Here is a 23090-nt window from a genome sequence, read left to right as displayed (position 1 = left end):
ACCAATGCCGCCTGGTGGGCGGTTGACTCCATGTCATGCCCACCACAGTTCCCTGGCAGGGTAGAAAGGTCTGGACCAGATGGTCAATAGGTCTGGACCATCTCGACCCTCGGCCCGGAGAACGGCGCACGGCTGGCAGCGCCCGGACGGGCGGGTGAACCAAGGACGTCAGGCCGGTTCGGCCACGGTGACCGTGTCGATGCCGATGTCGAGACCGGCCTCGGGGCCCTGGCCGTCGAGGAACTGCTCGGCCCAGATGATCTTTCCGTTGTCGGTGTAACGGGTGCCCCAGCGCTGGGCGAACTGCGAGATGAGGAAGAGCCCGCGGCCGCCCTCGTCGGTGGTCCGCGGATGCCGCAGGTGCGGGGAGGTGCTGCTGGCGTCGGAGACCTCGCAGATGAGGGCGCGTTCGAGGATCAGCCGGAGCCGGATCGGACCGGAGCCGTGCCGGATGGCGTTGGTGACCAGCTCGCTGACGACGAGCTCGGTGGTGAAGGCGAGGTCGTCCAGACCCCAGCTCTCCAGCTGGTGGGTGGACATCTCCCGGGCCCGGCCGACGACCGCCGGGTCGGTGGGCAGGTCCCAGGAGGCGACCCGGCCGATGTCCAGGCAGCGGGTCCTGGCCAGCAGCAGCGCCACGTCGTCGTGCGGCCGGGCGGGGGCCAGTTCGTCGACGACGCTGCGGCACAGCGCGTCCAGCGGGAGGTCCTCGGCCTCCAGGGCGGCGCGCAGCCGGCTCCGCCCGGCGTCCTGCCCCTCGCTCCCGCCCTCCGCCGAGGCGACGAGGCCGTCCGTGTAGAGCGCGAGGACGCTCCCCTCGTCCAGCTGCAACTCGGCCGCCTCGAAAGGGAGTCCGCCCAGACCCAGGGCGGGGCCGATGGGCAGCTCGGGGAAGCACACGGCCTCCCCGCCGTCCGACCCGCACCCGTCGGCGACAGGACTCAACACGGCGGGCGGCAGATGCCCCGCGCTGGCCATGACGCAGTGCCGGCTGACCGGGTCGTACGTCACGTAAAGGCAGCTCGACCCCAGCGCGCTGCCGCCGACCCCGACCGTGGCGGTCTCCCCCGACTCCCGGGAGACCTGGACGACCAGGTCGTCCAGGTGCGCCAGCAACTCCTCCGGCGGCAGGTCGAGATCGGCCAGGGTCCGCACCGCGGTCCGCAGCTGGCCCATCGTCGCGGCCGCCTCGATGCCGTGGCCCACCACCTCGCCCACCACCAGGGCGACCCGCGCCCCGGACAACGGGATGACGTCGAACCAGTCACCGCCCACGCCCGACAGCTCGTCGGCCGGACGGTAGTAGGTGGCGACCTCCACCGCGTCCTGGGGCGGGAAGGTGTGCGGCAGCAGGCTGCGCTGCAGGACGAGCGCCGCATCCCGCTCGCGGGTGTAGCGGCGGGCGTTGTCCAGACAGACCGCGGCCCTGGCCACGACCTCCTCCGCGAGGCGCAGGTCGTCCCCGTCGAAGGGGTCGGCGCGGCGCACGCGGAAGAACAGCGTCACGCCGAGGGTCACCCCCCGGGCGCGGATCGGGACCACCATCGCGGTGTGCAGCCCGAGTTCGCCGAAGTGGTGCGAGTGTCCGCCGGGCAGGCCGGCGCCCCACTCCAGTTCCAGCGGGTCCAGCCGGGAACTCAGCCAGGAGTTGCCGTCGGTCAGGCACCGGACCGGCGGGGTGTTCTCCCGGTAGGCGGAGACCGCCCCGATGCCGAACGCCGGCTGGGGTTCGCCCTGCCGCGCCGCCCGCATCCCGGAGCGGCGCAGCGGCACGGCGGCGGCGTCCCCCAGCGGGCCGGGCTGCGGCTCGGCGCCCTTGATGACCGCCTCCAGCAACTCGACGGCGACGTAGTCGGCGAGGTCGGGCACCGCCACGTCCGCCAGGTCCTGCGCGGTGTGCATGACGTCGAGAGTGCGGCCGATGTGCTCACTGGCCCGGTCGAGCAGGGACAGCCGCTGTCTGGCCCGCCAGCGCTCGCTGATGTCGACCACGGAGTAGCAGACGCCCACCGGGACGCCGCGCTCGTCCTCCAGCCGCACGAAGGACATCGAGTGGGCCTGCTCACGGCGCGGATCGGTGCGGAACCGCCCGACGTGCTCGTAGTCGATCACCGGCACGCCCGTCTCCAGCACCTGCCGCATCTGCGCCTCCAGGACCGTGGCGTTCAGGCCCGGCTGGATCTCCGCGAGCCGGCGCCCCAGCCGCCCCTGGGAGGGACCGCCGCCGAACCGCTCCAGCGCCGCGTTCGACCACACGCAGCGCAGCTCGGTGTCGACCACGGCCAGTCCGATCGGCGTCTGCCCGACGATCCGCTCCAGCATCGCCTGGGTCATCCCCGACGCGGCGGACCGGGCGGTGCGGCGGGACTCCGCCGCCAGGACCAGCCAGCGGGCGGACGAGATGCCGAGATCCTCCGGGAGCCCGGCCACCCGCACGCCCAGCGCGACCCGCATGCCGTCGTCACGGCGCAGCCGAAGCACACCCGTCCAGCCGCCCTCGGTGCGGCAGCGCTCGGCGATCTCCGGCGATCGGTCCGCGTCCTCCGGGGCGAGCAGATCCACCGCGCGGCGGCCGAGGACGTCCGCCGCGCGCCGTCCGAGCAGCCGCTCGGCGGCGGACGGCCAGCTCAGCAGCCGCCCCTGGGCGTCGAGCAACAACGTGACGGCATCCGCCACGCCCGCGTCCACGCGTTCCTCGGGTGTCCCCATGGCCAGCCACTCCGTATCCGCCCGCAACGTTACGCTCCGCTCACCGTTCTTCCCACTGGGCGAACGCCGCTCACGGCATCACGGGATTCGGGGGAGCGGGCCGGTGACGACGAGCCCGAGCTCGTGTCCGGCACGGGAGAGCGAGGCGAGTGGCATCGGGTACGTGCCCGCCGGGGAAGGGTCCTTGAGAAAGCGGATCATCTCCCCTTGTCCGGCCTCGACGTCGCTCCACGGCACCCCGGTCCCGGTGAGACGGCCGACCCCCCTTCCGGGTACGGGCGGCGCGAGGAGAAACCGGCCGGTGAGCACCGGGACGTCCATCAAGACCTCCGAGTACGGCCCCCGTGGCCCCCGCGAATCAGGTTACTCGTCGGCCCCGGTCAGCGCCCGCCACGTGCGTACCGCCGTATCGCCAGGGGGACGAAGACCAGCAGCAGCGCCAATGACCAGCCCACCGAGGCCGTGAGCGGGTGGACCATCGGCCACGCCGCGCCCGGGACGTCGGCGAGCCGGGCGGCCGGCCCCCCGAAGAGCCCGCGGCAGGCCGCGGCCACCGCGCTGAGCGGATTCCACTCGGCGACGGCGCGCAGCCGGCCCGTCATGCCGGAGGTGGGGATGTAGGCGCCGGAGACCAGTTGCAGGACGAAGGTGGCGCTGCCGAGCTGGGCCGCCGCCTCCTCGTCGCGGATCAGCAGGCCGAGGTGGATGCCGGCCCAGCACGTGGCGAAGCGGAAGAGCAGCAGCAGGCCGTACGCGCCGAGCGCCGGGCCCGCCCCGCCCTCGACGCGCCAGCCGACGGCCCGGCCCACCAGAGCGAGCGGGATCAGCCCGGCGGCGGTGACGAGCGCGTCGGCGACCGCCTGGCCCAGCGGCACCGCCGACCGGCTCATCGGCAGGGTGCGGAAGCGGTCGGTGACGCCGCGCTGCGCGTCCTGCGCGGCCTGCATCATTCCGGTCATGAGCCCGCCCGCCGCGACGGCGGTGAACAGCCCCGGCAGGAGGTAGGAACGGTATCCGGCCTCGCCGGGGAGGGTGAGCGCGCTGCCGAAGACATAGCCGAAGAAGAGGAGCAGGATCAACGGCATGGCCTGGGTCAGGGCGAACAGCGCCGGCGCCCGCCGCACCCGCAGCAGGTGGCGGCCGAGCATCGCCCAGGCGTCGGCCACGACGCCTCCGGCCCTTCTTCCGTACGCGAGCGTGGTCATGCGGCGCTCTCCTTCGCGGACGCGGTGGACGCGGTGGACGCGGTGGGCACGGCGGGAACAGCGGGTGCGGCACATGCGCCGCCGCCCGTCAGCCGGTGGAACACCTCGTCGAGGGTGGGCGGCCGCAGGCTCGCGTCGACCAGGGGAACGCCGGCGGCGTCCAGGGCGAGCACGATCCGCGGCAGCGTGAGCGAGCGGTCGCCGCTCACCACACCGACCGTGCGGCGCGCGTGGTCCAGCACCGGTTCGGCGCCGGTCAGCGACCGCAGGACGACGGCGGCGCCGGCCACCGCGGCGGCCTCGCCCACCACGACCTCCGCGGTGGAGCCGATGCGGGCCTTGAGCTCGGCAGGGGTGCCGCGGGCGGTGACCCGGCCCTCGTCCACCAGGGCGATCTCGTCGGCGAGCCGGTCCGCCTCCTCCAGATACTGCGTGGTCAGCAGCACCGTCGTGCCCTCGTCGGCGAGCTCGCGCACCGCCCGCCAGACGCCCTCCCGGGCCGTGGGGTCGAGCCCGGTGGTGGGCTCGTCGAGGAAGAGCACCCGGGGCCGCGCGAGGAGGCTCACCGCGAGGTCGAGGCGCCTGCGCATCCCGCCGGAGTACGTGCGGACGGGCCGGTCGGCGGCGTGCTCCAGCCCCGCCCCCGCGAGGAGTTCGTCGGCCCGGGCCCGGCCGGGGGCGCCGCGCAGCCGCTGCAGCCGGGCGAACAGCCGCAGATTCTCGCGGCCGGACAGATCGTCGTCCACCGAGGCCTCCTGACCGGTGACCCCGATGGCACGGCGCACCGCGCCGGGCTCCCGGACCACGTCGTACCCGGCGACCCGCGCGCTGCCCGCGTCGGGGACACACAGCGTGGTCAGCACCCGCACGGCCGTGCTCTTGCCCGCCCCGTTCGGCCCGAGGAGGCCGCAGACGCTGCCGGCCGCCACCGCCAGATCCAGTCCGCGCAGGGCGCGCACGTCACCGAAACCCTTCTCCAGCCCCTCACTGAGTACAGCGTACGTAGTTTCCATGCCCGGCACCATACCCCACTACGTACGCCGTACGTAACTACGATGGTGGACGAGGTGATGATCGATGCCAGCCAGCACCGGGCGACCCGCCGCCCCCGAGGTGATCTGGAACCGTCCGGAACGGGCGGCCAGAGGCCCTCGCCCCGCGCACACCCGCGCGGAGATCGCCGCCGCCGCGGTGCGGATCGCCGACACCGACGGCATCGACGCCGTCTCGATGCGGCGCGTGGCGGCCGAGATCGGCGCGGGCACGATGTCGCTCTACAACTACGTGCCGCGCAAGGAGGATCTGCACGAGCTGATGGTCGACGCCGTCACCGGCGAGTACGAGCTGCCCGAGCACCCCTCCGGCGACTGGCGCGCCGACCTGATGGCGCTGGCCCGCGCCAGTCGCGACCTGCTGCGCCGCCATCCGTGGGTGCCGCGGCTCTACACCTCCGTCCACGGCTTCAGCCCCAACGGGCTGCGCTACCTGGAGCACTGCCTCGCCGCCCTGGAGGGTCTGGACGAGGACGACGCCACGAAGATGGAACTGCTCGCAATGGTCCACGGCGCGGTCATGACGTACGTGAGCAACGAAGTGGCCATGGAGGAACGCAGCCGCGCCCTCCCGTGGACGCCGCTGGAGGAGCAGGCGGCGCGCATGGCCTACCTGACGGAGCGGATCGGCGGCGGCGGGTACCCGCGCGTGGCCGCGGCGCTGGCGCACGCGGGCCCGGCCGTGGACATGGACGCCTACTTCGAACGCGCGATCGGCCGGATCCTGGACGCGTACGGGTCCGGCGGCCGCGCGGAAGGCGGCCCCGGCCCGGACGCCTGAGATCGACCCGGCGGCCGGCGCCGGGACCGCGGTCGCGCAACCCGCGGGCACGGGGCCCGCATTCCGGGGCCCGGGAGCTGGTGCGGTGCGTCCGTTCCCCGGCACGCTCGGGCTACGCTGCTCGGAAGGCCCGAAAGAGGGGGTGCTGCCGGTGGCCGGGCGTCGACTGCGAGCTCTGCGCGCACTGAGGAACTCGGCGAAGGAGAAGGCCAGGACGGCGAGGTCCGGCCGCCCGGCGCCGTCCGTCGCGCCGCTCGCCGGGGAGCAACGCGTCCCCCTGGAGCCGCGGATCGCGGACACCGCCGCCGTGACCGTGAGCAGCGTCATGGACGCCGCCCTGTACCGCGACGGCCGCCGCATCTCGACGCCCGTCTCGCTCGCGGAGGCGTACGCGCAGCTGCGCGCCGAGCCCGGCGCGATGGCGTGGATCGGGCTCTACCGGCCGAGCGAGGCCGAGCTGGTCTCCCTGGCGAAGGAGTTCGACCTGCACCCGCTGGCCGTGGAGGACGCCATCCAGGCCCACCAGCGCCCCAAGCTGGAGCGCTACGGCGACACCCTCTTCGTCGTACTCCGCGCCGCCCGCTACCTCGACGCGCCGGAGGAGGTCGACTTCGCCGAGCTGCACATCTTCGTCGGGCCCGGCTTCGTCCTGACCGTCCGCCACGGCGCGGCGCCCGACCTGTCCTCCGTGCGCCGCCGCATGGAGAGCAACCCCGAGCTGCTGACGCTCGGCCCCGAGGCGGTGCTCTACGCGATACTCGACACGGTCGTCGACGGCTACGCGCCGGTCGTCGCGGGGGTCGAGAAGGACATGGAGGAGAGCGAGATCCAGGTCTTCGGCGGCGACCCGCAGGTCTCCCGCCGGATCTACGAGCTCTCGCAGGAGGTGCTGGAGTTCCAGCGCGCCACCCGCCCGCTCACCCCCATGCTGGAGGGCCTGCAGGCCGGCTTCGAGAAGTACGGGACGGGCGAGGAACTGCAGCGCTACCTGCGCGACGTCGCCGACCACGTCACGCACACCATCGAGCGCGTGGACGGCTTCCGGCAGGCGCTCGGCGATCTGCTCACCCTCAACGCGACCCTCGTCGCGCAGCAGCAGAACGCCGAGATGCGCGCGCTGGCGGAGGCGGGCTTCGAGCAGAACGAGGAGATCAAGAAGATCTCCGCCTGGGCCGCCATCCTCTTCGCGCCCACGCTCGTCGGCACGATCTACGGCATGAACTTCGACCACATGCCCGAGTTGCACTGGCTGCTCGGGTACCCCTTCGCGATCCTGCTGATGGGCGTGGTCTGCATCAGCCTCTACCTGGTCTTCAAACGGCGCGGCTGGCTGTGAGGAGCCGCCCGTGAGGGGCCGTCCGCCGCGGCGGACGGCCCCCGGCGGCGGTCAGATCCTGGGGTGCGCGGGCACGTGCGTGACTTCCTCGATCTCGTGCGCCGCCTTACCGAGGAGCTGACGGGCGAGGTCGTTCAGCGCCCTGGCCGCCGCGAGTTCCTCGCCGACCCGCTCCTGCTCGGGGTCGGAGGGGTGCCGGTTGGCATGGCCGTGCGACCTGACCTCCGTGCCGTCCGGAAGGCGGAGCAGCGCGGCGGCCCGCGTCTTGGCGCCCTCCTCCCGGAAGTCCATCTCGATGTGCCATCCGACGAGGGTCTGCATGACGGAACACCTCCAGCGGTCCCGGTGTCTCCTTCCAGCGTGCTCCCTATCGCGGAACTACTCCACCAGGGTGACGATGGACGGAAGAAGAATCGGTCCACGCCACAAGGAGGCGCCGTCATGACCACCGCACTGGACATCATGCACCCCGGCGCCATGTGTGTCGGCGAGCGGGAGAACCTCACCGACGCAGCCCGGATCATGCGCGAACAGGACATCGGCGCGCTGCCGATCTGCGGGGACGACGACGTGCTGGTCGGCATCGTCACCGACCGCGACATCGTGCTGAAGTGCGTAGCGGAGGGACGCGACCCGTCCGAGGTCTCCTGCGGCGAGCTGGCCATGGGCCGGCCGCAGATCATCGAGGGGGACGAGCAGGTCGACCGGGTGCTGGAACTGATGGAGGAGTACCGGGTGCGCCGGCTGCCGGTGATCGACCATCCGGCCCACCGGCTCATCGGCATGATCAGCGAGGCCGATGTGGCACGCCACCTGCCGCGTGAACGGGTCGCCGAGTTCGTCTCGGCCATCTGCTCGGACTGATCCGCCGCCGTGTGGACGGGGCGGTCACGGCCGCCCGATCCGGGTGAGCGCCTCGTCCACGCTCGGGACCGGCCGGAAGGCGTTCATCAGCCCGGCGGCCCGCAGGACCCTGAGGGTCGGCGGACGGTCGCAGACGAACTGCACCTGTCCGCCGTGGCCGTGGACCCGGCTCCGCACCCGGCACAGGGTGGCCAGTCCCGAACAGTCGATGAAGTCGACGGGGCCCAGGTCGACGACGAGACCCGGGCCCGGGGCGCGGGTGAGCGCGTCGAGCGGCGGGGTGATCACCATCGCCGCCACGATGTCGATCTCCCCGCTGAGTTCCACCACGACGCACCCGTTGCTCTCGTAGGTGCGCAGGTACGGGCTCACCGCAGCATGAGATCACCGAGCCGATGAGCCGACCAATACGTCAAGGTCCACTTCACTCGATCCAGTGAGATCTCTGAAAATCCGCAAACCCGTGCTCAGAGGGGGAAGCGGCGCCGATCGTGCTGGATGGAGATCCACTTGGTCGTGGTGAAGACCTCCAGCGCCGACTCGCCGTTGAGCCGCCCCACACCGGACTGCTTCTCGCCCCCGAAGGAGATCAGCGGCTCGTCCTGGATCGTGCTGTCGTTGACGTGGACCATGCCCGCGTCGATCCGCTGGGCGACCCGCACCCCGCGCTCCACATCGGCGGTGTGGACCGCCCCGCTCAGCCCGAACGGGGTGTCGTTGGCGATCCGCACGGCCTCGTCCTCGCCGTCGAAGGGCACGAGGAGCACCACGGGGCCGAACAGCTCACGGCGCAGGATCGGCGCGTCGTCGGGAATGCCGGTCAGGACGGTGGGCCACATCAATGTGCCCTCGGAGGGACCGCGCAGCAGCGCGGTGGCGCCGGCGGCGAGGGCCTGGTCGACGGCGGCGGTCAGTCCGTCCACCTGCTGCTGGTCGATCAGCGGGCCGATGCCTGTGCCGGGGTCGGCCGGGTCGCCGACGGTGAGGGCGCACACCGCGGCCAGGAAGCGCTCGGTGAACTCCGCCTCCACGCGGCGGTCCACCAGCACCCTGTTGGCCGCCATGCACACCTGCCCCTGGCCGGCGAAGCGGCTGTACACGGCGGCGTCCACCGCCCGGTCGAGGTCGGCGTCCTCCAGCACCACCAGGGCGCTGTTGCCGCCGAGTTCCAGGACCGTGCGCTTGAGGTTGCCCGCCGCCACCGAGGCGACGTGGCGGCCGACCTTGCCGGAGCCGGTGAAGGTGATGACCCGGGGCACCGGGTGCTCGATGAAGGCGTCGCCGATCTCCGCTATGTCGGTGACCAGGACGTTCAGCAGGCCGGCCGGCAGTCCGGCCTTCTCGAAGATCCGGGCGATCAGGGTGCCGCCGGTCACCGGGGTGTTCTCGTGCGGTTTGAGGACCACGCCGTTGCCGAGCGCGAGGGCGGGGGCGACGCACTTCAGGGCCAGGAAGAAGGGGGAGTCGAAGGGGCTGATGACCCCGACGACACCGACCGGCAGCCGGTGGAGCCGGTTCTCCTTGCCCGGGACCGGCGACGGCAGGATGCGCCCCTCGACCCGCAGCGCGATCTCCGCGGCCGCCCGCAGGGTCTCCTTGGCGAGCGTGATCTCGAAGGCCGCGGCGGCGGCGGTGGCGCCCGTCTCGGTGACCATGGACTCGGCGATCCGCTGCTCGTCCTGCTCCACGACGCGCAGCGCGTGCTCCAGCACCTTCCGTCTCGCATACGGGCTCACCGCGCCCCAGGGCCCCTGTGCGCGCTCGGCAGCGCGGTAGGCGAGGTCGACCTCCTCGACCGTCGCGGCGGTCACGGCGGCGATCTTCTCTCCGGTGAAGGGATTGAAGTCGACGACATCCCACGAACCGTTGCCGGGCCGCCACTCACCGTCTATGTACTGGAACGACAATTCGGAGAAGTGAGACACCTGGGTCGTCCCTTTCGCGAAGTCCCCCGCAGTAAAGCCGACTTGATGCGATGTCATGTTACGGCCAGGGGCGATCAGGTGTCGCGGAGAATGACGTTCAGCCGGTCCCTCGTGGCTTCCGGCGAGAGGCTGTCCGCACGCAGTTTCGCCATGACGACCCGGTACTGGTCCACTTCGTCGCGTTTGTCGATGTACATGGCACCGGTGAGCTGTTCCACGTACACGACGTCCGAGACATCGGATTCCGGAAAGCTCAGCTGCGTGAAGGTGCCGCTGGCGCCCGCGGAATACCCCGTGAACTCCAGCGGCAGCAGCTGCACCGTGACATTCGGCTGCTGCGAGACCTCGACCAGATGCTCGATCTGGGCGCGCATCACGTCGCGGCCGCCGAACCTGCGCAGCACCACGGCCTCGTCCATCACGGCAACGATCTGCGGGGCGCGCTCCGAGGTGAGCAGCTTCTGCCGCTTGTGCCGGAGGTCCAGCCGGCGCTCCACCTCGTCCGCCGGGGCGTCCGGGTGGCCCAGCTCGATGACGGCGCGGCTGTAGTCGTCGGCCTGCAGCAGTCCGTGCACGAACTGGGTCTCGAAGGTGCGGATGACCGAGGCGGACTCCTCCAGGCCCACGTACGTCTGGAACCACGCCGGCAGGACGTCGCCGAAGCCGTGCCACCAGCCGGCGACGTTCGCCTCGCGCACCAGGCCGAGCAGCGCCGAGCGTTCGGCGTCGTCCGTGATGCCGTAGAGGGTGAGCAGGTCCGCCACGTCGCGCTCCTTGAAGCTCACACGCCCGAGCTCCATTCGGCTGATCTTCGATTCGGACGCGCGAATCGAATAGCCCGCGGCCTCACGGGTGATGCCCTTGGCTTCGCGCAGCCTGCGCAGCTGCGAGCCCAGGAGGATGCGGCGCACCATGGATCCGCTTCCTGACTGAACTGTGGTCATTTGCGCCTACCTTCTCCCCGTGGCATCCAGCAGTCTGCCATCTTCGCACTGCGTTCAGTACTCGATCGGTCACTCTCGATCGCCACTTCCGCACCAACTGCCCCGTGGCATGCAAATGCACGTGCATCCGCCCCTTGCATCGGCCACCGGCCGTACGGGACGATGACGTACGTGCCGATACCGGGTGGTGCGCATGTGGACTGAGAGCTCGGCCGGGGTGCAGCCCTTATGGAATGGGCTGGTTCCGGAGCGCCTTTCGTCATCGAGCGCCACATCCTGCCCGCTGCCGCCCCGGTACGAGGCAGTCGGTGACGCACGCAGATTCGCGCGCACGACGCTCCACGCCTGGGACCTGGAAGCACTCCGGGACGGCGTCGAACTGGTCGCCTCGGAATTGGTGACCAACGCCCTGCGCTACGCACTCCCCGACGACGCGGCCCACGGGTGCGTACGGCTCAGTCTGGTCAGATGGTCAACGCGCGTAGTGTGCGCGGTGCGCGACCCCAGCAGCAACGGCCCCGTCACCAAGGCCCCGGATTTCGTGGCCGAATCAGGGCGCGGACTGCATCTGGTGGAGTCCTTCAGCGAGACCTGGGGCTGGCATCCCCTGACCGGTACGGGGAAAGTCGTCTGGGCCCTCTTCCGGATGCCCCCGGGAAGCGACGAGCCGTCACATTGACCCGCCGCGGCGGGGATCGGGATCAGTTCGCCACGAAGTGATCGAACTCCCCGTTCTTCATCCCCACGATGAGGGATTCAATCTCTTCCTTCGTATATATGAGCACCGGTCCGTCCGGAAAACGTGAATTGCGCACGGCGATGCCCCCGCCCGGCAGCGCCGCCAGCTCCACGCACTGACCGTTGGCATTGCTGTGCCGGCTCTTCTGCCACGCCACTCCGAGGAGATCGGACGCGGCCATGCCGTTGTACGTGTGGCGCATGCTTCTCTCCAGATAAGTGCCTTGCAGGACAGGGGAGATGATAGCCAGAGACGATGACACGTGCATCTGCACGTGCAAGTGCACGTGCAGTCACTCAGGGTCAATGCAGCGACCAATGAACAGCCCAACGAACCGCCCCACGGAATTGCTCCCACCACATGCGACGGCCCCGCCCGGGAATCGGATTCCCGGGCGGGGCCGTTTAATGCCGGAGGTCCCTGGGGCCGCCGTCGTCACTCCTGACCGGCGGGGATGGTGCCGAGCCGGCCGGCCTGGAAGTCCTCGAAGGCCTGAGCGAGTTCTGCGTGGGTGTTCATGACGAACGGGCCGTACTGCATCATCGGCTCACGAATCGGCTGCCCGCCCAGAAGGACGACCTCGAAGTTCGGGCTGCGGGATTCCTGGGTCTCGTCGGCGCGGATCGTGAGCGAATCGCCGCGCCCGAAGACCACCGCCTGCCCCATGCGGAAGGGCCGGCCCTCGGGGCCCGCCGTACCGCGGCCGGACAGGCCGTACGCCAGGGCGTTGAAGTCCGAACGCCAGGGCAGTGTGAGCTCGGCACCGGGGTTAACCGAGACGTGCAGCATGGTGATCGGGGTGTGCGTGGCGCCCGGCCCCTGCTGACCGTCGATCTCGCCGGCGATGATCCGGATCAGCGCGCCGCCGTCCTCGGACGCCAGCAGCTTGACGTTGCCGCCGCGGATGTCCTGGTACTTCGGCGCGATCATCTTGTCCTTGGCGGGCAGGTTCACCCACAGCTGCAGACCGTGGAAGAGACCGCCGCTCATCACCAGCGACTCGGGCGGGGTCTCGATGTGGAGCAGGCCGCTGCCGGCCGTCATCCACTGCGTGTCGCCGTCGGTGATGGTGCCGCCGCCACCGTGCGAGTCCTGGTGGATGAAGGCGCCGTCCATGATGTAGGTGACGGTCTCGAAGCCGCGGTGCGGGTGCCAGGGCGTGCCCTTGGGCTCGCCGGGCGCGTACTCCACCTCGCCCATCTGGTCCATCATGATGAACGGGTCGAGGTTCTTGTAGTCGATGCCCGCGAAGGCGCGGCGGACGGGGAAGCCCTCCCCCTCGAAGCCGCTCGGAGCGGTGGTCACCTGCAGCGCACGACGCTGCACCGCGCCGGCGGGGGCATGGACGCGCGGCAGGGTCAACGGGTTCTCGACGGTCACTGCAGGCATGGCCAGGATCCTCCTCGGATAGTTCAATGTTCAACATAGTTGAACCCTGAACTTCCCGCAACCGTTCCCCGGCCTTTGTCCGGTTTACGTGGGGAGAGGGCCGGATCAGCCGTACATCCGCCGCATGGTGAACTCCACCATCTGCTCGACCGCCTTGGCGTCGAACACCATCCGGTGCTCGCCCTCCATGTCCAGCACGAAGCCGTAGCCGGTCGGCAGCAGGTCCAGCACCTCGGCGCCCGTGATCACGAAGTACTTGGACTCCTTGCCGGCGTACCGGCGCAGCTGCTTCAGAGAGGAGAACATGGGGATCACCGGCTGCTGCGTGTCGTGCAGTGCCAGGAAGCCGGGATTGTCACCGCGCGGGCAGTACACCTTGGAGGTGGCGAAGACCGCCTGGAAGTCCTCGGCCGACATCGAGCCCGTCGTGAAGGCGCGTACCGCGTCGGCCAGCGAGGGCGGCGAGGGCTCGGGGTAGCCCGCACCCATTTGCGCCCCGCCCATCGGCGGCGCGGCCCCTGCCATCGCGTTCTGGTCGTAGCCGTACACGGCACAAAGAGTATCGGGCCGCTAGCCCGCCGTGGGAACCTCGTGGAGCTCGAACCAGATCGCCTTGCCGTCGCCCTGCGGATCCACGCCCCAGGCGTCGGCCATCTCCTGCAGGAGCAGCAGCCCGCGCCCGGAGGCGGCCATCTCGCCCGGGGAGCGGCGGTGCGGCATGTCGTCGCCGCGGTCGGTCACGTCGATGCGCAGCCGCCGGACGCCCGGCACGCCGAGCAGCTGCGCACCGAGCACCGCGTCCTCGTCGGTGTGCAGCAGCACGTTGGTGACCAGCTCCGAGACCAGCAGCACGGCCGCGTCGATCTGGTCCGCGGACGTCCAGTCGTGCAGCAGCGCGCGAACCTCCTCCCGGGCGGCCCGGATCTGCCGGGGGTCGGTCTGGGCGACGGTGAGCACGCTGCGCCGCACCGGCACCTCGCCGACCGTGCCGACCGGATCGCGGCGCACCAGCAGCAGGGCGATGTCGTCCTCCCGGCGGTCGGCCAGCGGGCCGGTCATGTGGTGCGAGGCCGGGCCGTGCACCGCCTCGACCAGCGCGTCCGCCAGCGCCTCCAGCCCGTCGTCGGCCGAGGTCTCCAGCACCGAGCGCAGCCGCTTCCACCCGGTCACCAGGTCGTGCCCGCCGGTCTCGATCAGCCCGTCGGTGCAGATCAGCATCGTCTCGCCGGGCTCCAGGGCGAGCCGTGTGGTGGGGTAGTCGGAGTCGGGGGTGATGCCCAGCGGGAGGCCGCCGGCCGTGCGCCGGATGATCGTCGTGCCGTCGGCGAGCCGCACCACGGGGTCCAGGTGCCCGGCCCGCACCACGTCCAGGGTGCCGTTCGCCGGATCGGCCTCGATGTAGAGGCAGGTGGCGAAGCGGGCGTCCTCGCCGTCGCCGGAACAGTGACTGAGCCCGGCCAGGAAACGGGAGGTCCGCGACATCACCGCGTCCGGGCGGTGGCCCTCGTCGGCGTACGCGCGCAGCGCGATGCGCAGCTGGCCCATCACCCCCGCCGCGCGGACGTCGTGGCCCTGCACATCGCCGACGACCAGGGCGGTGCGCCCCGAGGGCAGGTCGATCACGTCGTACCAGTCGCCGCCCACCTGCAGCCCGCCGCCGGTCGGCACGTAGCGGGCGGTCAGCGTCAGCCCCTCGACGTGCGGCCGCCGCCCCGGCAGCATGGCGCGCTGCAGCCCGTCGGAGAGCTCCCGTTCGGACTCGTGCAGATGCGCCCGGGACAGCGCCTGGGCCAGCATCCGGGCGACGGTGGTCAGTACCGAGCGCTCGTCCGGGGTGAAGGCGACGGGTTCGCGGAAACCGGCCATCCAGGCGCCGATCGTACGGCCGGCGACGACCAGCGGCAGATAGGCCCAGGACCGCCGGCCGAAGCCCCGCACCAGCGGCCAGGTCGCCGGGAAGCGGTCCTCGTACGCCTGCGGGCTCGGCAGGTAGACCGCCCGGCCGGTGCGCACCACGACCGCCGCCGGATACTCCGTGGCCAGCGGCATGTCCACAAAGGGCGTCTCGTCGCCCGGCTGCTGCCCGTGGTGCCCGATGACGCAGAGCCGGTCGCCCTGGACGCCGAAGACGGCCAGGCCGTCGGGGGAGAAGCCCGGCATGGACAGGTGGGCGGCCACCCGCAGCACCTCCTCGGTACTGTCGGCCTCCGCCAGCGCCCTGCCCGCGTCCAGCAGGAAGGCCTCACGGGCCCGCCGCCAGTCCGCGGGGGCGGCCGGGGCCGCCGCGGACGGACGGGTCCCGGTGCCCGCGCCGGGGACACCGGGCACCGCGGGGGCCTCCTGCAGCGTGCCGACGATCTCCTCGGGCCAGCCGCCCGGGGAGGGGAGCCCGAAGGTGCGCATCACCACCGTGCGGACGACCCGGCCGTCCTCCCTGACCACGCGCAGCGCAGACTCCGACGCGGTGCCCTCGGCTATCGCCAGGGCGACCGCCGCCGCCATGTCCACGTAGTCGGAGGCGTGGTAGCAGGCCCGGGTCACCCCGGAATGCACCTTCTGCTCCTGCGGTGAAAGCCCTATCAGCCCGGCGCTCACCGCGTCGAGCTCCACCATGTCGGTGGCGCTGTTCCAGCGCCAGACGCCCGTGCCGAGCGAGGCCAGCACGTCCTCGATGCGCATTCGCATAGTTTATGGTTTTTCGTCGCTTTCATACGAATGGGGTCGGGCGCACCTGCCCCCGTAGACTGGGGAGGCCTCATCCCCGAAATCAGACGACTTGGATGAACGATGCATCGGTACCGGTCCCACACCTGCGGTGAGCTGCGCGCCACCGACGTAGACGCGGAAGTGCGCCTGAGTGGTTGGCTGCACAATCGCCGGGATCTGGGCGGCATCCTGTTCGTCGATCTCCGGGACCACTACGGAGTGGTCCAGCTCGTCGCCCGCCCGGGCTCGCCCGCGTACGAGGCGCTGAGCCACCAGTCCAAGGAGTCGGTGCTCCGCGTCGACGGACGCGTCGTCGCCCGTTCGGCGGAGAACGTCAACCCCGATCTGCCCACCGGCGCGATCGAGGTCGAGGTCTTCGAGCTGGAGGTGCTCGGCGCCGCAGACACACTGCCCTTCCCGGTCTTCCCGGAGGACAACGCGAACGAGGAGGCCCGGCTCACGCACCGGTTCCTCGACCTGCGCCGCGCGCGCATGCACCGCAACATCATGCTGCGCACCCAGGTCATCAGCTTCCTGCGGCGTGAGATGACGGCGCTCGGCTTCAACGAGCTCGCCACCCCGATCCTGTCCGCGACCTCGCCCGAGGGCGCCCGCGACTTCCTGGTGCCCTCCCGCGTGCACCCCGGAACGTTCTATGCGCTGCCGCAGGCCCCGCAGCAGTTCAAGCAGCTGCTGATGATCGCGGGCTTCGACCGCTACTTCCAGATCGCGCCCTGCTTCCGCGACGAGGACAGCCGCGCCGACCGCTCGCCCGGCGAGTTCTACCAGCTCGACATCGAGATGAGCTTCGTCGAGCAGGAGGACGTCTTCGCGGTCATCGAGAAGGTCATGACCGACCTCTTCGAGGAGTTCGGCAACGGGCGCCACGTCACCTCGCCCTTCCCCCGGATCCCCTTCCGTGAGGCGTTCGTCAAGTACGGCAACGACAAGCCGGACCTGCGCGCCAAGCTGGAACTGGTCGACGTCTCCGACATCTTCGCCACCTCGGGCTTCAAGGCCTTCGCCGGCAAGCACGTCCGCGCCCTGCCGGTGCCGGACACCGCCGACCAGCCGCGCAAGTTCTTCGACAACCTCGGCGACTACGCCGTCGAGCAGGGCGCCAAGGGCCTGGCCTGGGTGCGCGTCGGCGACGATCTGACGCTCACCGGACCGATCGCCAAGTTCCTCACCGAGGACGACGTCAAGGCACTGCTCACCGCGGTCGACGCCAAGCCCGGCCACGCCATCTTCTTCGGCGCGGGCGAGTTCGACGAGGTCTCCAAGATCATGGGCGCCGTCCGGGTCGAGGCCGCGAAGCGGGCCGGCCAGTTCGAGGAGGACGTCTTCCGCTTCTGCTGGATCGTCGACTTCCCGCTGTTCGAGAAGAACGAGGACACCGGTCAGATCGACTTCTCGCACAACCCCTTCTCCATGCCGCAGGGCGGCCTGGAGGCGCTGCAGACCAAGGACCCGCTGGACATCCTGGCCTGGCAGTACGACATCGTCTGCAACGGCGTCGAACTGTCCTCGGGCGCGATCCGGAACCACGAGCCCGAGATCATGTACAAGGCCTTCGAGATCGCCGGCTACAGCCGCGAGACCGTCGAGCACGAGTTCGGCGGCATGCTCCGCGCCTTCCACTTCGGCGCCCCGCCGCACGGCGGCATCGCCCCGGGCGTCGACCGGATGGTCATGCTGCTCGCGGACGAGCCCAACATCCGCGAGACCATCGCCTTCCCGCTCAACCAGAACGCCCAGGACCTCCTGATGGGCGCTCCGAGCACCGTCGACGAGGCCCGGCTGAAGGAGCTGCACCTCGCGCTGCGGCTGCCGCCGGAGAAGAAGGCCTGACGCCCCGGGGCACAAGCACGCCGATGGGCCCGGAACCGCACGGTTCCGGGCCCATCTGCGTCTGTGGTTCCCGCCGGGACCGGGCCGCTCAGCCGTCCAGGGCGACGAGGGCGACCACGGGGTGGGCCGGGTCGCTGTCGTCCACGGCGACGCCCCGGCTGTAGGCAGCCTGGCCGGATCCGCCGGCCGGGACGTGGTCCCCGGTGTACCGGGCGTGCGCGAGGCCCCCGGCGGCGCGCCGGCACGGGTCGGCGGGCGGCACCCCCACGCGCAGGGCCTGCACATCGGAGCCGAGCGCCGGAAGGCCGGCGTCGGTCAGGAAGCGCTTCAGGCCGGCGTCGGTGGTACGGAAGCTCAGTTCCAGCTCGTACGCACCGGAGAGCCCACCGGTCTGCGCCAGATAACGCACGTCCTTCGCGTCACGGGGCACCTGCAGTCCGAAGCGGCCGGCCGCCTTCGCCAGCGTGACGTTGCTGCCCCGGCAGGCGCCGCCCGCTTCCGGTGCCGCGCCGGAGCGGCGGTCGCCGGAGCCGGTCAGGGACACCGCGAGGATCACACCCGCCACCACCAGCACCAGGGTCAAACCCACCGCCAGGATCAGCAGCAGCGGGGACCTGTCCCTGGCCGTGGTGGGCATCAGGCCGCCTCGGGCTCTCCGCCGAAGCGCTCGCGGTAGGACTCCAGGTCCTCCTCGGTGATCTTCGCGAAGAGCACCGGCGGGACGGTGAAGGCCGTGCCCGCCGGGACGGCGGCCAGCGCGCGGGCCTCCTCGGGGGTGACCCAGACCGCGGTGTCGTCCGTCAGGGCGAAGGCACCGCGCATGGCGGCGGCCGTGGCGGGGATGAAGGGCTCGGAGACGACCGCGTACAGGTGGATGAGGTTCATCGCGGTGCGCAGCGTCAGGGCGGCACCGTCGGCGTCCGTCTTGATCTCCAGCCAGGGGGCCTTCTCCTCCAGGTAGGAGTTGCCCGCGCTCCACAGGGCGCGCAGCGCCTGCGCGGCCTTGCGGAACTGCAGGTCCTCCATGTGGCGCTCGTACTCGGCGAGGAGCTCCGCGATCTGCTCGCCGAGGCGCCGCTCGGCCTCTCCCGCCTCCTTGCCGGCCGGGACCTCGTCGCCGAAGCGCTTGCGGGAGAAGGACAGCACGCGGTTGACGAAGTTGCCGAGGGTGTCGGCGAGGTCCTTGTTGACCGAGGCCGCGAAGTGCTCCCAGGTGAAGGAGGTGTCGTCCGACTCGGGCGCGTTCGCGATCAGGAAGTAGCGCCAGTAGTCGGCGGGCAGGATCTCCAGGGCGGCGTCGGTGAAGATGCCGCGCCGCTGCGAGGTGGAGAACTTGCCGCCGTAGTAGTTCAGCCAGTTGAAGGCCTTGACGTAGTCGACCTTCTTCCACTTGTCGCGGGTGCCCAGCAGGGTGGCCGGGAACATCACGGTGTGGAAGGGGACGTTGTCCTTGGCCATGAACTCGGTGTAGCGGACCTCGGTGTCGACGTCGTACCACCAGGAGCGCCAGTCGCGGCTCTCGCCCTCGGACGCGGCGTCGGACCACTCCTTGGTGGCGCCGATGTACTCGATCGGCGCGTCGAACCAGACGTAGAAGACCTTGCCCTCGGCCGCCAGGTCCGGCCAGGTGTCGGCCGGGACGGGCACGCCCCAGTCGAGGTCGCGGGTGATCGCGCGGTCCTGCAGGCCCTCGGTCAGCCACTTGCGGGCGATGGAGGACGCGAGGGTCGGCCAGTCCTTGCCGTGCTCGTCGACCCAGGCCTCGACCTCGTGGGAGAGCTTGGACTGGAGGAGGAAGAGGTGCTTGGTCTCCCGGACCTCCAGCCGGCTGCTGCCGCTGATGGCGGAGCGAGGGTCGATCAGGTCGGTCGGGTCCAGGACGCGGGTGCAGTTCTCGCACTGGTCGCCGCGGGCCTTGTCGTAGCCGCAGTGCGGGCAGGTGCCGACGATGTAGCGGTCGGGCAGGAAGCGCTCGTCGTCCAGGGAGTAGACCTGGCGGATGGCGCGCTCCTCGATGAAGCCGTTCTCCTTCAGCTCGCGCGCGACGGCCTGGGTGATCTCCCGGTTCTGCTGCGAGGAGCTGCGGCCGAAGTAGTCGAAGGAGAGCGCGAAGCCGTCGTAGATCGCCTTCTGCGCGTCGTGCTGCTGGGCACAGAACTCGTCGACCGGCAGGCCGGCCTCCTGCGCGGCGAGCTCGGCGGGCGTGCCGTGCTCGTCGGTGGCGCAGATGTAGAGGACCTCGTGGCCGCGCTGGCGCAGATAACGGGAGTAGACGTCGGCCGGGAGCATGGACCCCACCATGTTGCCCAGGTGCTTGATCCCGTTGATGTACGGAAGGGCGCTGGTGATGAGGTGTCGAGCCATTGCCGGCTGCTCCCAAGTCGCTACTGTGGGTGAGGATTTCCTCTACGGACCGTCAATATCGTATCCGACCGTGAAGGTCCACCCGTTCGCCTTTTCCGGCATGCGGACACGAGTGGGGGCATGATCCGCTGGACGGGTGGACGCTCCCCTTCTGCCGGCCTCCGCGCGACGGACGGCCGCGTGGTGCGCCGTCGTGCTGCTGGTGGCCGGGGTGGGGGCGCTCGCCGTGTGGCTCGTCGTCACTTTCGCCGCGGTGGTGACACCCGTGCTGCTGGCCCTGCTGGGCAGCGCCCTACTGGGCCCTCTCTACCGGCGGCTGCGGGCCGTCAGGGTGCAGCGGTCGGCGGCCGCGGCGCTGACCTGCGCGGCGCTGATGGTCTTCGTCGCGGGCGCGGGGTTCGTGGTCGTCCACAGCCTGCTGGAGACCGGGGACGAGATCGTGGCCTCGCTCAAGGACGCGGCCAGGAAACTGCTGCCGCGCCTGGGCGCGTCGGGGACCTCGCTGAACGACACCATCGACAGCCTCAAGTCCTTCGCCACCAAGTACGGCGCCCGCGCCGCCTCCGGGGTGGTGTCCGGCATCAGCATCGTGGGACAGCTCATCGCGACCGCCGTGCTGGCACTGCTGCTGACCTTCTTCTTCCTGCGCGACGGCGCCCGCTTCCCCGCACTGCTGCGCGAGGCCGCCCCGTACGGCACCGGTCCCCTGCTGGAGCGGATCGCCCACCGTGCGTTCGCGGCGGTCCAGGGCTTCATGCGGGGCACGACCGTGATCGCGCTGATCGACGCCACGCTCATCGGCATCGGCCTGCTGATCCTGCGGGTGCCGGGGGCGGCGGGCCTGGCGGCGCTGGTCTTCGTCGGCGCCTACATCCCGTACCTGGGGGCCTTCATCTCCGGCGCGGTGGCGGTGCTCGTGGCGCTCGCGGACCGGGGATGGGTGATCGGCGTGTGGGCCCTGGGGGTGGTGCTGGCGGTGCAGGTGCTGGAGGGGCACGTGCTGCAGCCGATCGTGCAGAGCCGCACGGTGCACATGCACCCAGCGCTGGTGCTGCTGGCGATCACCGCGGGGGCGAGCCTGGCGGGGATCCTCGGGATGCTGCTGGCGGTGCCGCTCGCGGCCGCCGCCTTCGGGGCCCTGGACGAACTACGGCACCAGGAGCCGGGTGTTCCTCCGGAAGCCGAAGGGCCTGCGTCACATCCGGCCGGATAGGGGTTGTTTTTATTACCGACGGGTAGCATCATTGCCGACTGGTAAGTGATGAAGCTGCGAGGACTGCGAACCCTTCCCGCTGTCCGACCGACCCCGACGGAGCCGTCGCCATGGGCCACTACAAGTCAAACCTTCGCGACATCGAGTTCAACCTCTTCGAGGTCCTCGGACGCGACAAGCTGTACGGGACCGGCCCGTTCGCCGAGATGGACGTCGAGACCGCCAAGGACATCCTGGGTGAGATCGCGCGCCTCGCGGAGAACGAGCTCGCCGACTCCTTCGCGGACGCCGACCGCAACCCGCCGGTCTTCGACCCGGCGACCAACACCGCCCCGGTGCCGGACTCCTTCAAGAAGAGCTACAAGGCCTTCATGGCCTCCGAGTACTGGCGCCTGGGCCTGCCCGAGGGCATCGGCGGCACCACCGCCCCGCCGTCCCTGATCTGGTCGTACGCGGAGCTGATCCTCGGCTCGAACCCGGCGATATGGATGTACTCCTCCGGCCCGGCCTTCGCCCGCATCCTCTTCGAGGAGGGCAACGAGGTCCAGAAGAAGATCGCCGAGATCGCCGTCGAGAAGACCTGGGGCTCCACCATGGTCCTCACCGAGCCGGACGCCGGCTCGGACGTGGGCGCCGGCCGCGCCAAGGCCGTCGAGCAGGAGGACGGCTCCTGGCACATCGAGGGCGTCAAGCGCTTCATCACTTCCGGTGAGCACGACATGGAGGAGAACATCCTCCACTACGTCCTCGCCCGCCCCGAGGGCCACGGCCCCGGCACCAAGGGCCTGTCCCTCTTCCTGGTCCCGAAGTACCTCTTCGACTTCGAGACCGGCGAGCTGGGCGAGCGCAACGGCGTCTACGCCACGAACGTCGAGCACAAGATGGGCCTGAAGGCCTCCAACACCTGCGAGATGACGTTCGGCGACAAGCACCCCGCCAAGGGCTGGCTGATCGGCGACAAGCACGACGGCATCCGCCAGATGTTCCGCATCATCGAGTTCGCCCGCATGATGGTCGGCACGAAGGCGATCTCCACCCTCTCCACCGGCTACCTCAACGCGCTGGAGTACGCCAAGGAGCGCGTGCAGGGCCCGGACCTCGCGCAGTTCATGGACAAGAGCGCCCCCAAGGTCACCATCACGCACCACCCCGACGTGCGCCGCTCCCTGCTGACGCAGAAGGCCTACGCCGAGGGCATGCGCGCCCTGGTCCTCTACACCGCCTCCGTGCAGGACGCGATCGCCGTCGCCGAGGCGGAGGGCGAGGAGGCCAAGAGCCTGGAGGCGCTGAACGACCTGCTCCTGCCCATCGTCAAGGGCTACGGCTCCGAGAAGGGCTACGAGCAGCTCGCGCAGTCCCTGCAGATCTTCGGCGGCTCCGGCTTCCTGCAGGAGTACCCGATCGAGCAGTACATCCGCGACGCGAAGATCGACACCCTCTACGAGGGCACCACCGCGATCCAGGGCCAGGACTACTTCTTCCGGAAGATCGTCCGCAACCAGGGCGCCGCGCTGACCACCCTCTCCGAGGAGATCAAGAAGTTCCTCGCCGAGGCCACCGGCGGCGAGGAGCTGTCCGGCGCCCGCGAGCAGCTCGCCAAGGCCGCCGTGGACCTCGAGGCCATTGTGGGCAAGATGCTGACCGACCTCGCCGCCACCGAGAAGGACGTCAAGTCCATCTACAAGGTGGGCCTGAACACCACCCGCCTGCTGCTCGCCTCCGGTGACGTCGTCGTCGCGTACCTGCTCCTCAAGGGCGCCTCCGTCGCCGCCGAGAAGCTGGCCGACGGCGCCTCCGCCAAGGACACCGCCTTCTACACCGGCAAAATCGCGGCCGCGAAGCACTTCGCCGCCGAGATCCTGCCGCAGGTCTCCGTCGCCCGGGCCATTGCCGACGGCGTCTCCCTCGACGTCATGGACCTGCCCGAAGAGGCGTTCTGACCTCCGCCTGACCGGTTCCGGCCGGGACCGATACGGCAACGGCGGCCCGCTCCTCCGCCGAGGAGCGGGCCG

Annotated in this window: 21 protein-coding genes; 7 read left to right on the top strand and 14 right to left on the bottom strand. The window is 70.8% G+C overall.

From position 1 onward, the window contains the following. Nucleotides 1-168 precede the first annotated feature (168 nt). From ACWDAS_RS19730 to ACWDAS_RS19715, 4 genes are all read right to left on the bottom strand, one after another. Nucleotides 169-2709 (bottom strand): SpoIIE family protein phosphatase, encoded by a 2541-nt coding sequence (locus tag ACWDAS_RS19730; protein WP_450392330.1) that lies wholly within the window; start codon nt 2707-2709, stop codon nt 169-171. A gap of 78 nt (nt 2710-2787) precedes the next feature. After that, a complete protein-coding gene (locus ACWDAS_RS19725; RefSeq protein WP_450392327.1) occupies nt 2788-3030 on the bottom strand; it encodes a hypothetical protein in 243 nt (80 codons plus the stop codon). A gap of 59 nt (nt 3031-3089) precedes the next feature. Then, entirely contained in the window at nt 3090-3914 is an 825-nt protein-coding gene (locus ACWDAS_RS19720; RefSeq protein ID WP_450392324.1) for an ABC transporter permease, read from the bottom strand. Further along, nucleotides 3911-4927 (bottom strand): ATP-binding cassette domain-containing protein, encoded by a 1017-nt coding sequence (locus tag ACWDAS_RS19715; protein WP_450392323.1) that lies wholly within the window; start codon nt 4925-4927, stop codon nt 3911-3913. The genes ACWDAS_RS19720 and ACWDAS_RS19715 overlap by 4 nt, the downstream gene beginning before the upstream one ends. A gap of 64 nt (nt 4928-4991) precedes the next feature. On the opposite strand from ACWDAS_RS19715, the gene ACWDAS_RS19710 reads away from it, so the two are divergent. Both ACWDAS_RS19710 and ACWDAS_RS19705 read left to right on the top strand, forming a co-directional pair. Then, on the top strand, nt 4992-5747 hold the full coding sequence (locus ACWDAS_RS19710) for a TetR/AcrR family transcriptional regulator (RefSeq protein WP_450392320.1): 756 nt from the start codon (nt 4992-4994) through the stop codon (nt 5745-5747). Between the two features lie 151 nt (nt 5748-5898). After that, a complete protein-coding gene (locus ACWDAS_RS19705; protein ID WP_450392317.1) occupies nt 5899-7083 on the top strand; it encodes a magnesium and cobalt transport protein CorA in 1185 nt (394 codons plus the stop codon). A 51-nt stretch (nt 7084-7134) separates the two neighbouring features. Here the strand turns inward: ACWDAS_RS19705 and ACWDAS_RS19700 are convergent, their stop codons facing one another. Further along, nucleotides 7135-7404, bottom strand: coding sequence for a DUF1876 domain-containing protein (locus tag ACWDAS_RS19700; protein ID WP_450392314.1), 270 nt, complete (start codon nt 7402-7404; stop codon nt 7135-7137). Between the two features lie 120 nt (nt 7405-7524). Between ACWDAS_RS19700 and ACWDAS_RS19695 the strand changes: the two genes are divergently transcribed. Continuing rightward, the gene (locus tag ACWDAS_RS19695) at nt 7525-7947 is read left to right on the top strand and encodes a CBS domain-containing protein (protein WP_450392312.1); all 423 of its coding nucleotides are present in this window, start codon (nt 7525-7527) and stop codon (nt 7945-7947) included. Between the two features lie 24 nt (nt 7948-7971). On the opposite strand, the gene ACWDAS_RS19690 is transcribed toward ACWDAS_RS19695, so the two are convergent. The 3 genes from ACWDAS_RS19690 to ACWDAS_RS19680 all read right to left on the bottom strand — a co-directional run bounded on the left by ACWDAS_RS19690 (nt 7972) and on the right by ACWDAS_RS19680 (nt 10786). Continuing rightward, nucleotides 7972-8319, bottom strand: a complete 348-nt coding sequence (locus ACWDAS_RS19690; RefSeq protein ID WP_450392309.1) for an STAS domain-containing protein — start codon at nt 8317-8319, stop codon at nt 7972-7974. A 95-nt stretch (nt 8320-8414) separates the two neighbouring features. Continuing rightward, on the bottom strand, nt 8415-9872 hold the full coding sequence (locus ACWDAS_RS19685) for an aldehyde dehydrogenase family protein (RefSeq protein WP_450392306.1): 1458 nt from the start codon (nt 9870-9872) through the stop codon (nt 8415-8417). A gap of 74 nt (nt 9873-9946) precedes the next feature. Beyond that, the gene (locus tag ACWDAS_RS19680) at nt 9947-10786 is read right to left on the bottom strand and encodes a helix-turn-helix domain-containing protein (RefSeq protein WP_450392303.1); all 840 of its coding nucleotides are present in this window, start codon (nt 10784-10786) and stop codon (nt 9947-9949) included. A 223-nt stretch (nt 10787-11009) separates the two neighbouring features. Between ACWDAS_RS19680 and ACWDAS_RS19675 the strand changes: the two genes are divergently transcribed. Further along, a complete protein-coding gene (locus ACWDAS_RS19675) occupies nt 11010-11495 on the top strand; it encodes an ATP-binding protein (protein ID WP_450392301.1) in 486 nt (161 codons plus the stop codon). Nucleotides 11496-11517: 22 nt separating this feature from the next. On the opposite strand, the gene ACWDAS_RS19670 is transcribed toward ACWDAS_RS19675, so the two are convergent. The 4 genes from ACWDAS_RS19670 to ACWDAS_RS19655 all read right to left on the bottom strand — a co-directional run bounded on the left by ACWDAS_RS19670 (nt 11518) and on the right by ACWDAS_RS19655 (nt 15623). Continuing rightward, a complete protein-coding gene (locus tag ACWDAS_RS19670; protein ID WP_450392299.1) occupies nt 11518-11757 on the bottom strand; it encodes a DUF397 domain-containing protein in 240 nt (79 codons plus the stop codon). Nucleotides 11758-11990: 233 nt separating this feature from the next. Continuing rightward, entirely contained in the window at nt 11991-12944 is a 954-nt protein-coding gene (locus ACWDAS_RS19665) for a pirin family protein (RefSeq protein WP_450392296.1), read from the bottom strand. A 105-nt stretch (nt 12945-13049) separates the two neighbouring features. Continuing rightward, entirely contained in the window at nt 13050-13493 is a 444-nt protein-coding gene (locus ACWDAS_RS19660; protein ID WP_450392295.1) for an SseB family protein, read from the bottom strand. 21 nt (nt 13494-13514) lie between these two features. Next, nucleotides 13515-15623: an ATP-binding SpoIIE family protein phosphatase gene (locus tag ACWDAS_RS19655; RefSeq protein WP_450392292.1), complete on the bottom strand. Its 2109-nt coding sequence runs from the start codon at nt 15621-15623 to the stop codon at nt 13515-13517. 108 nt (nt 15624-15731) lie between these two features. Here ACWDAS_RS19655 and aspS point away from each other — a divergent pair, with 108 nt between their 5' ends. Next, the gene (gene aspS / locus ACWDAS_RS19650; RefSeq protein WP_450392289.1) at nt 15732-17501 is read left to right on the top strand and encodes an aspartate--tRNA ligase; all 1770 of its coding nucleotides are present in this window, start codon (nt 15732-15734) and stop codon (nt 17499-17501) included. An 88-nt stretch (nt 17502-17589) separates the two neighbouring features. Here the strand turns inward: aspS and ACWDAS_RS19645 are convergent, their stop codons facing one another. Both ACWDAS_RS19645 and metG read right to left on the bottom strand, forming a co-directional pair. Next, on the bottom strand, nt 17590-18138 hold the full coding sequence (locus tag ACWDAS_RS19645) for a hypothetical protein (protein ID WP_450392287.1): 549 nt from the start codon (nt 18136-18138) through the stop codon (nt 17590-17592). Then, nucleotides 18138-19865: a methionine--tRNA ligase gene (metG, locus tag ACWDAS_RS19640; RefSeq protein WP_450392284.1), complete on the bottom strand. Its 1728-nt coding sequence runs from the start codon at nt 19863-19865 to the stop codon at nt 18138-18140. The genes ACWDAS_RS19645 and metG overlap by 1 nt, the downstream gene beginning before the upstream one ends. A gap of 136 nt (nt 19866-20001) precedes the next feature. Between metG and ACWDAS_RS19635 the strand changes: the two genes are divergently transcribed. Both ACWDAS_RS19635 and ACWDAS_RS19630 read left to right on the top strand, forming a co-directional pair. Continuing rightward, nucleotides 20002-21078 (top strand): AI-2E family transporter, encoded by a 1077-nt coding sequence (locus ACWDAS_RS19635; RefSeq protein WP_450392282.1) that lies wholly within the window; start codon nt 20002-20004, stop codon nt 21076-21078. 110 nt (nt 21079-21188) lie between these two features. Further along, nucleotides 21189-23018, top strand: a complete 1830-nt coding sequence (locus tag ACWDAS_RS19630; protein ID WP_450392280.1) for an acyl-CoA dehydrogenase — start codon at nt 21189-21191, stop codon at nt 23016-23018. The last annotated feature ends 72 nt before the right edge of the window (nt 23019-23090 follow it).

It is taken from the genome of Streptomyces sp. NPDC001070, assembly GCF_053598835.1.
This window is presented reverse-complemented; position numbering and strand designations above follow the sequence as displayed.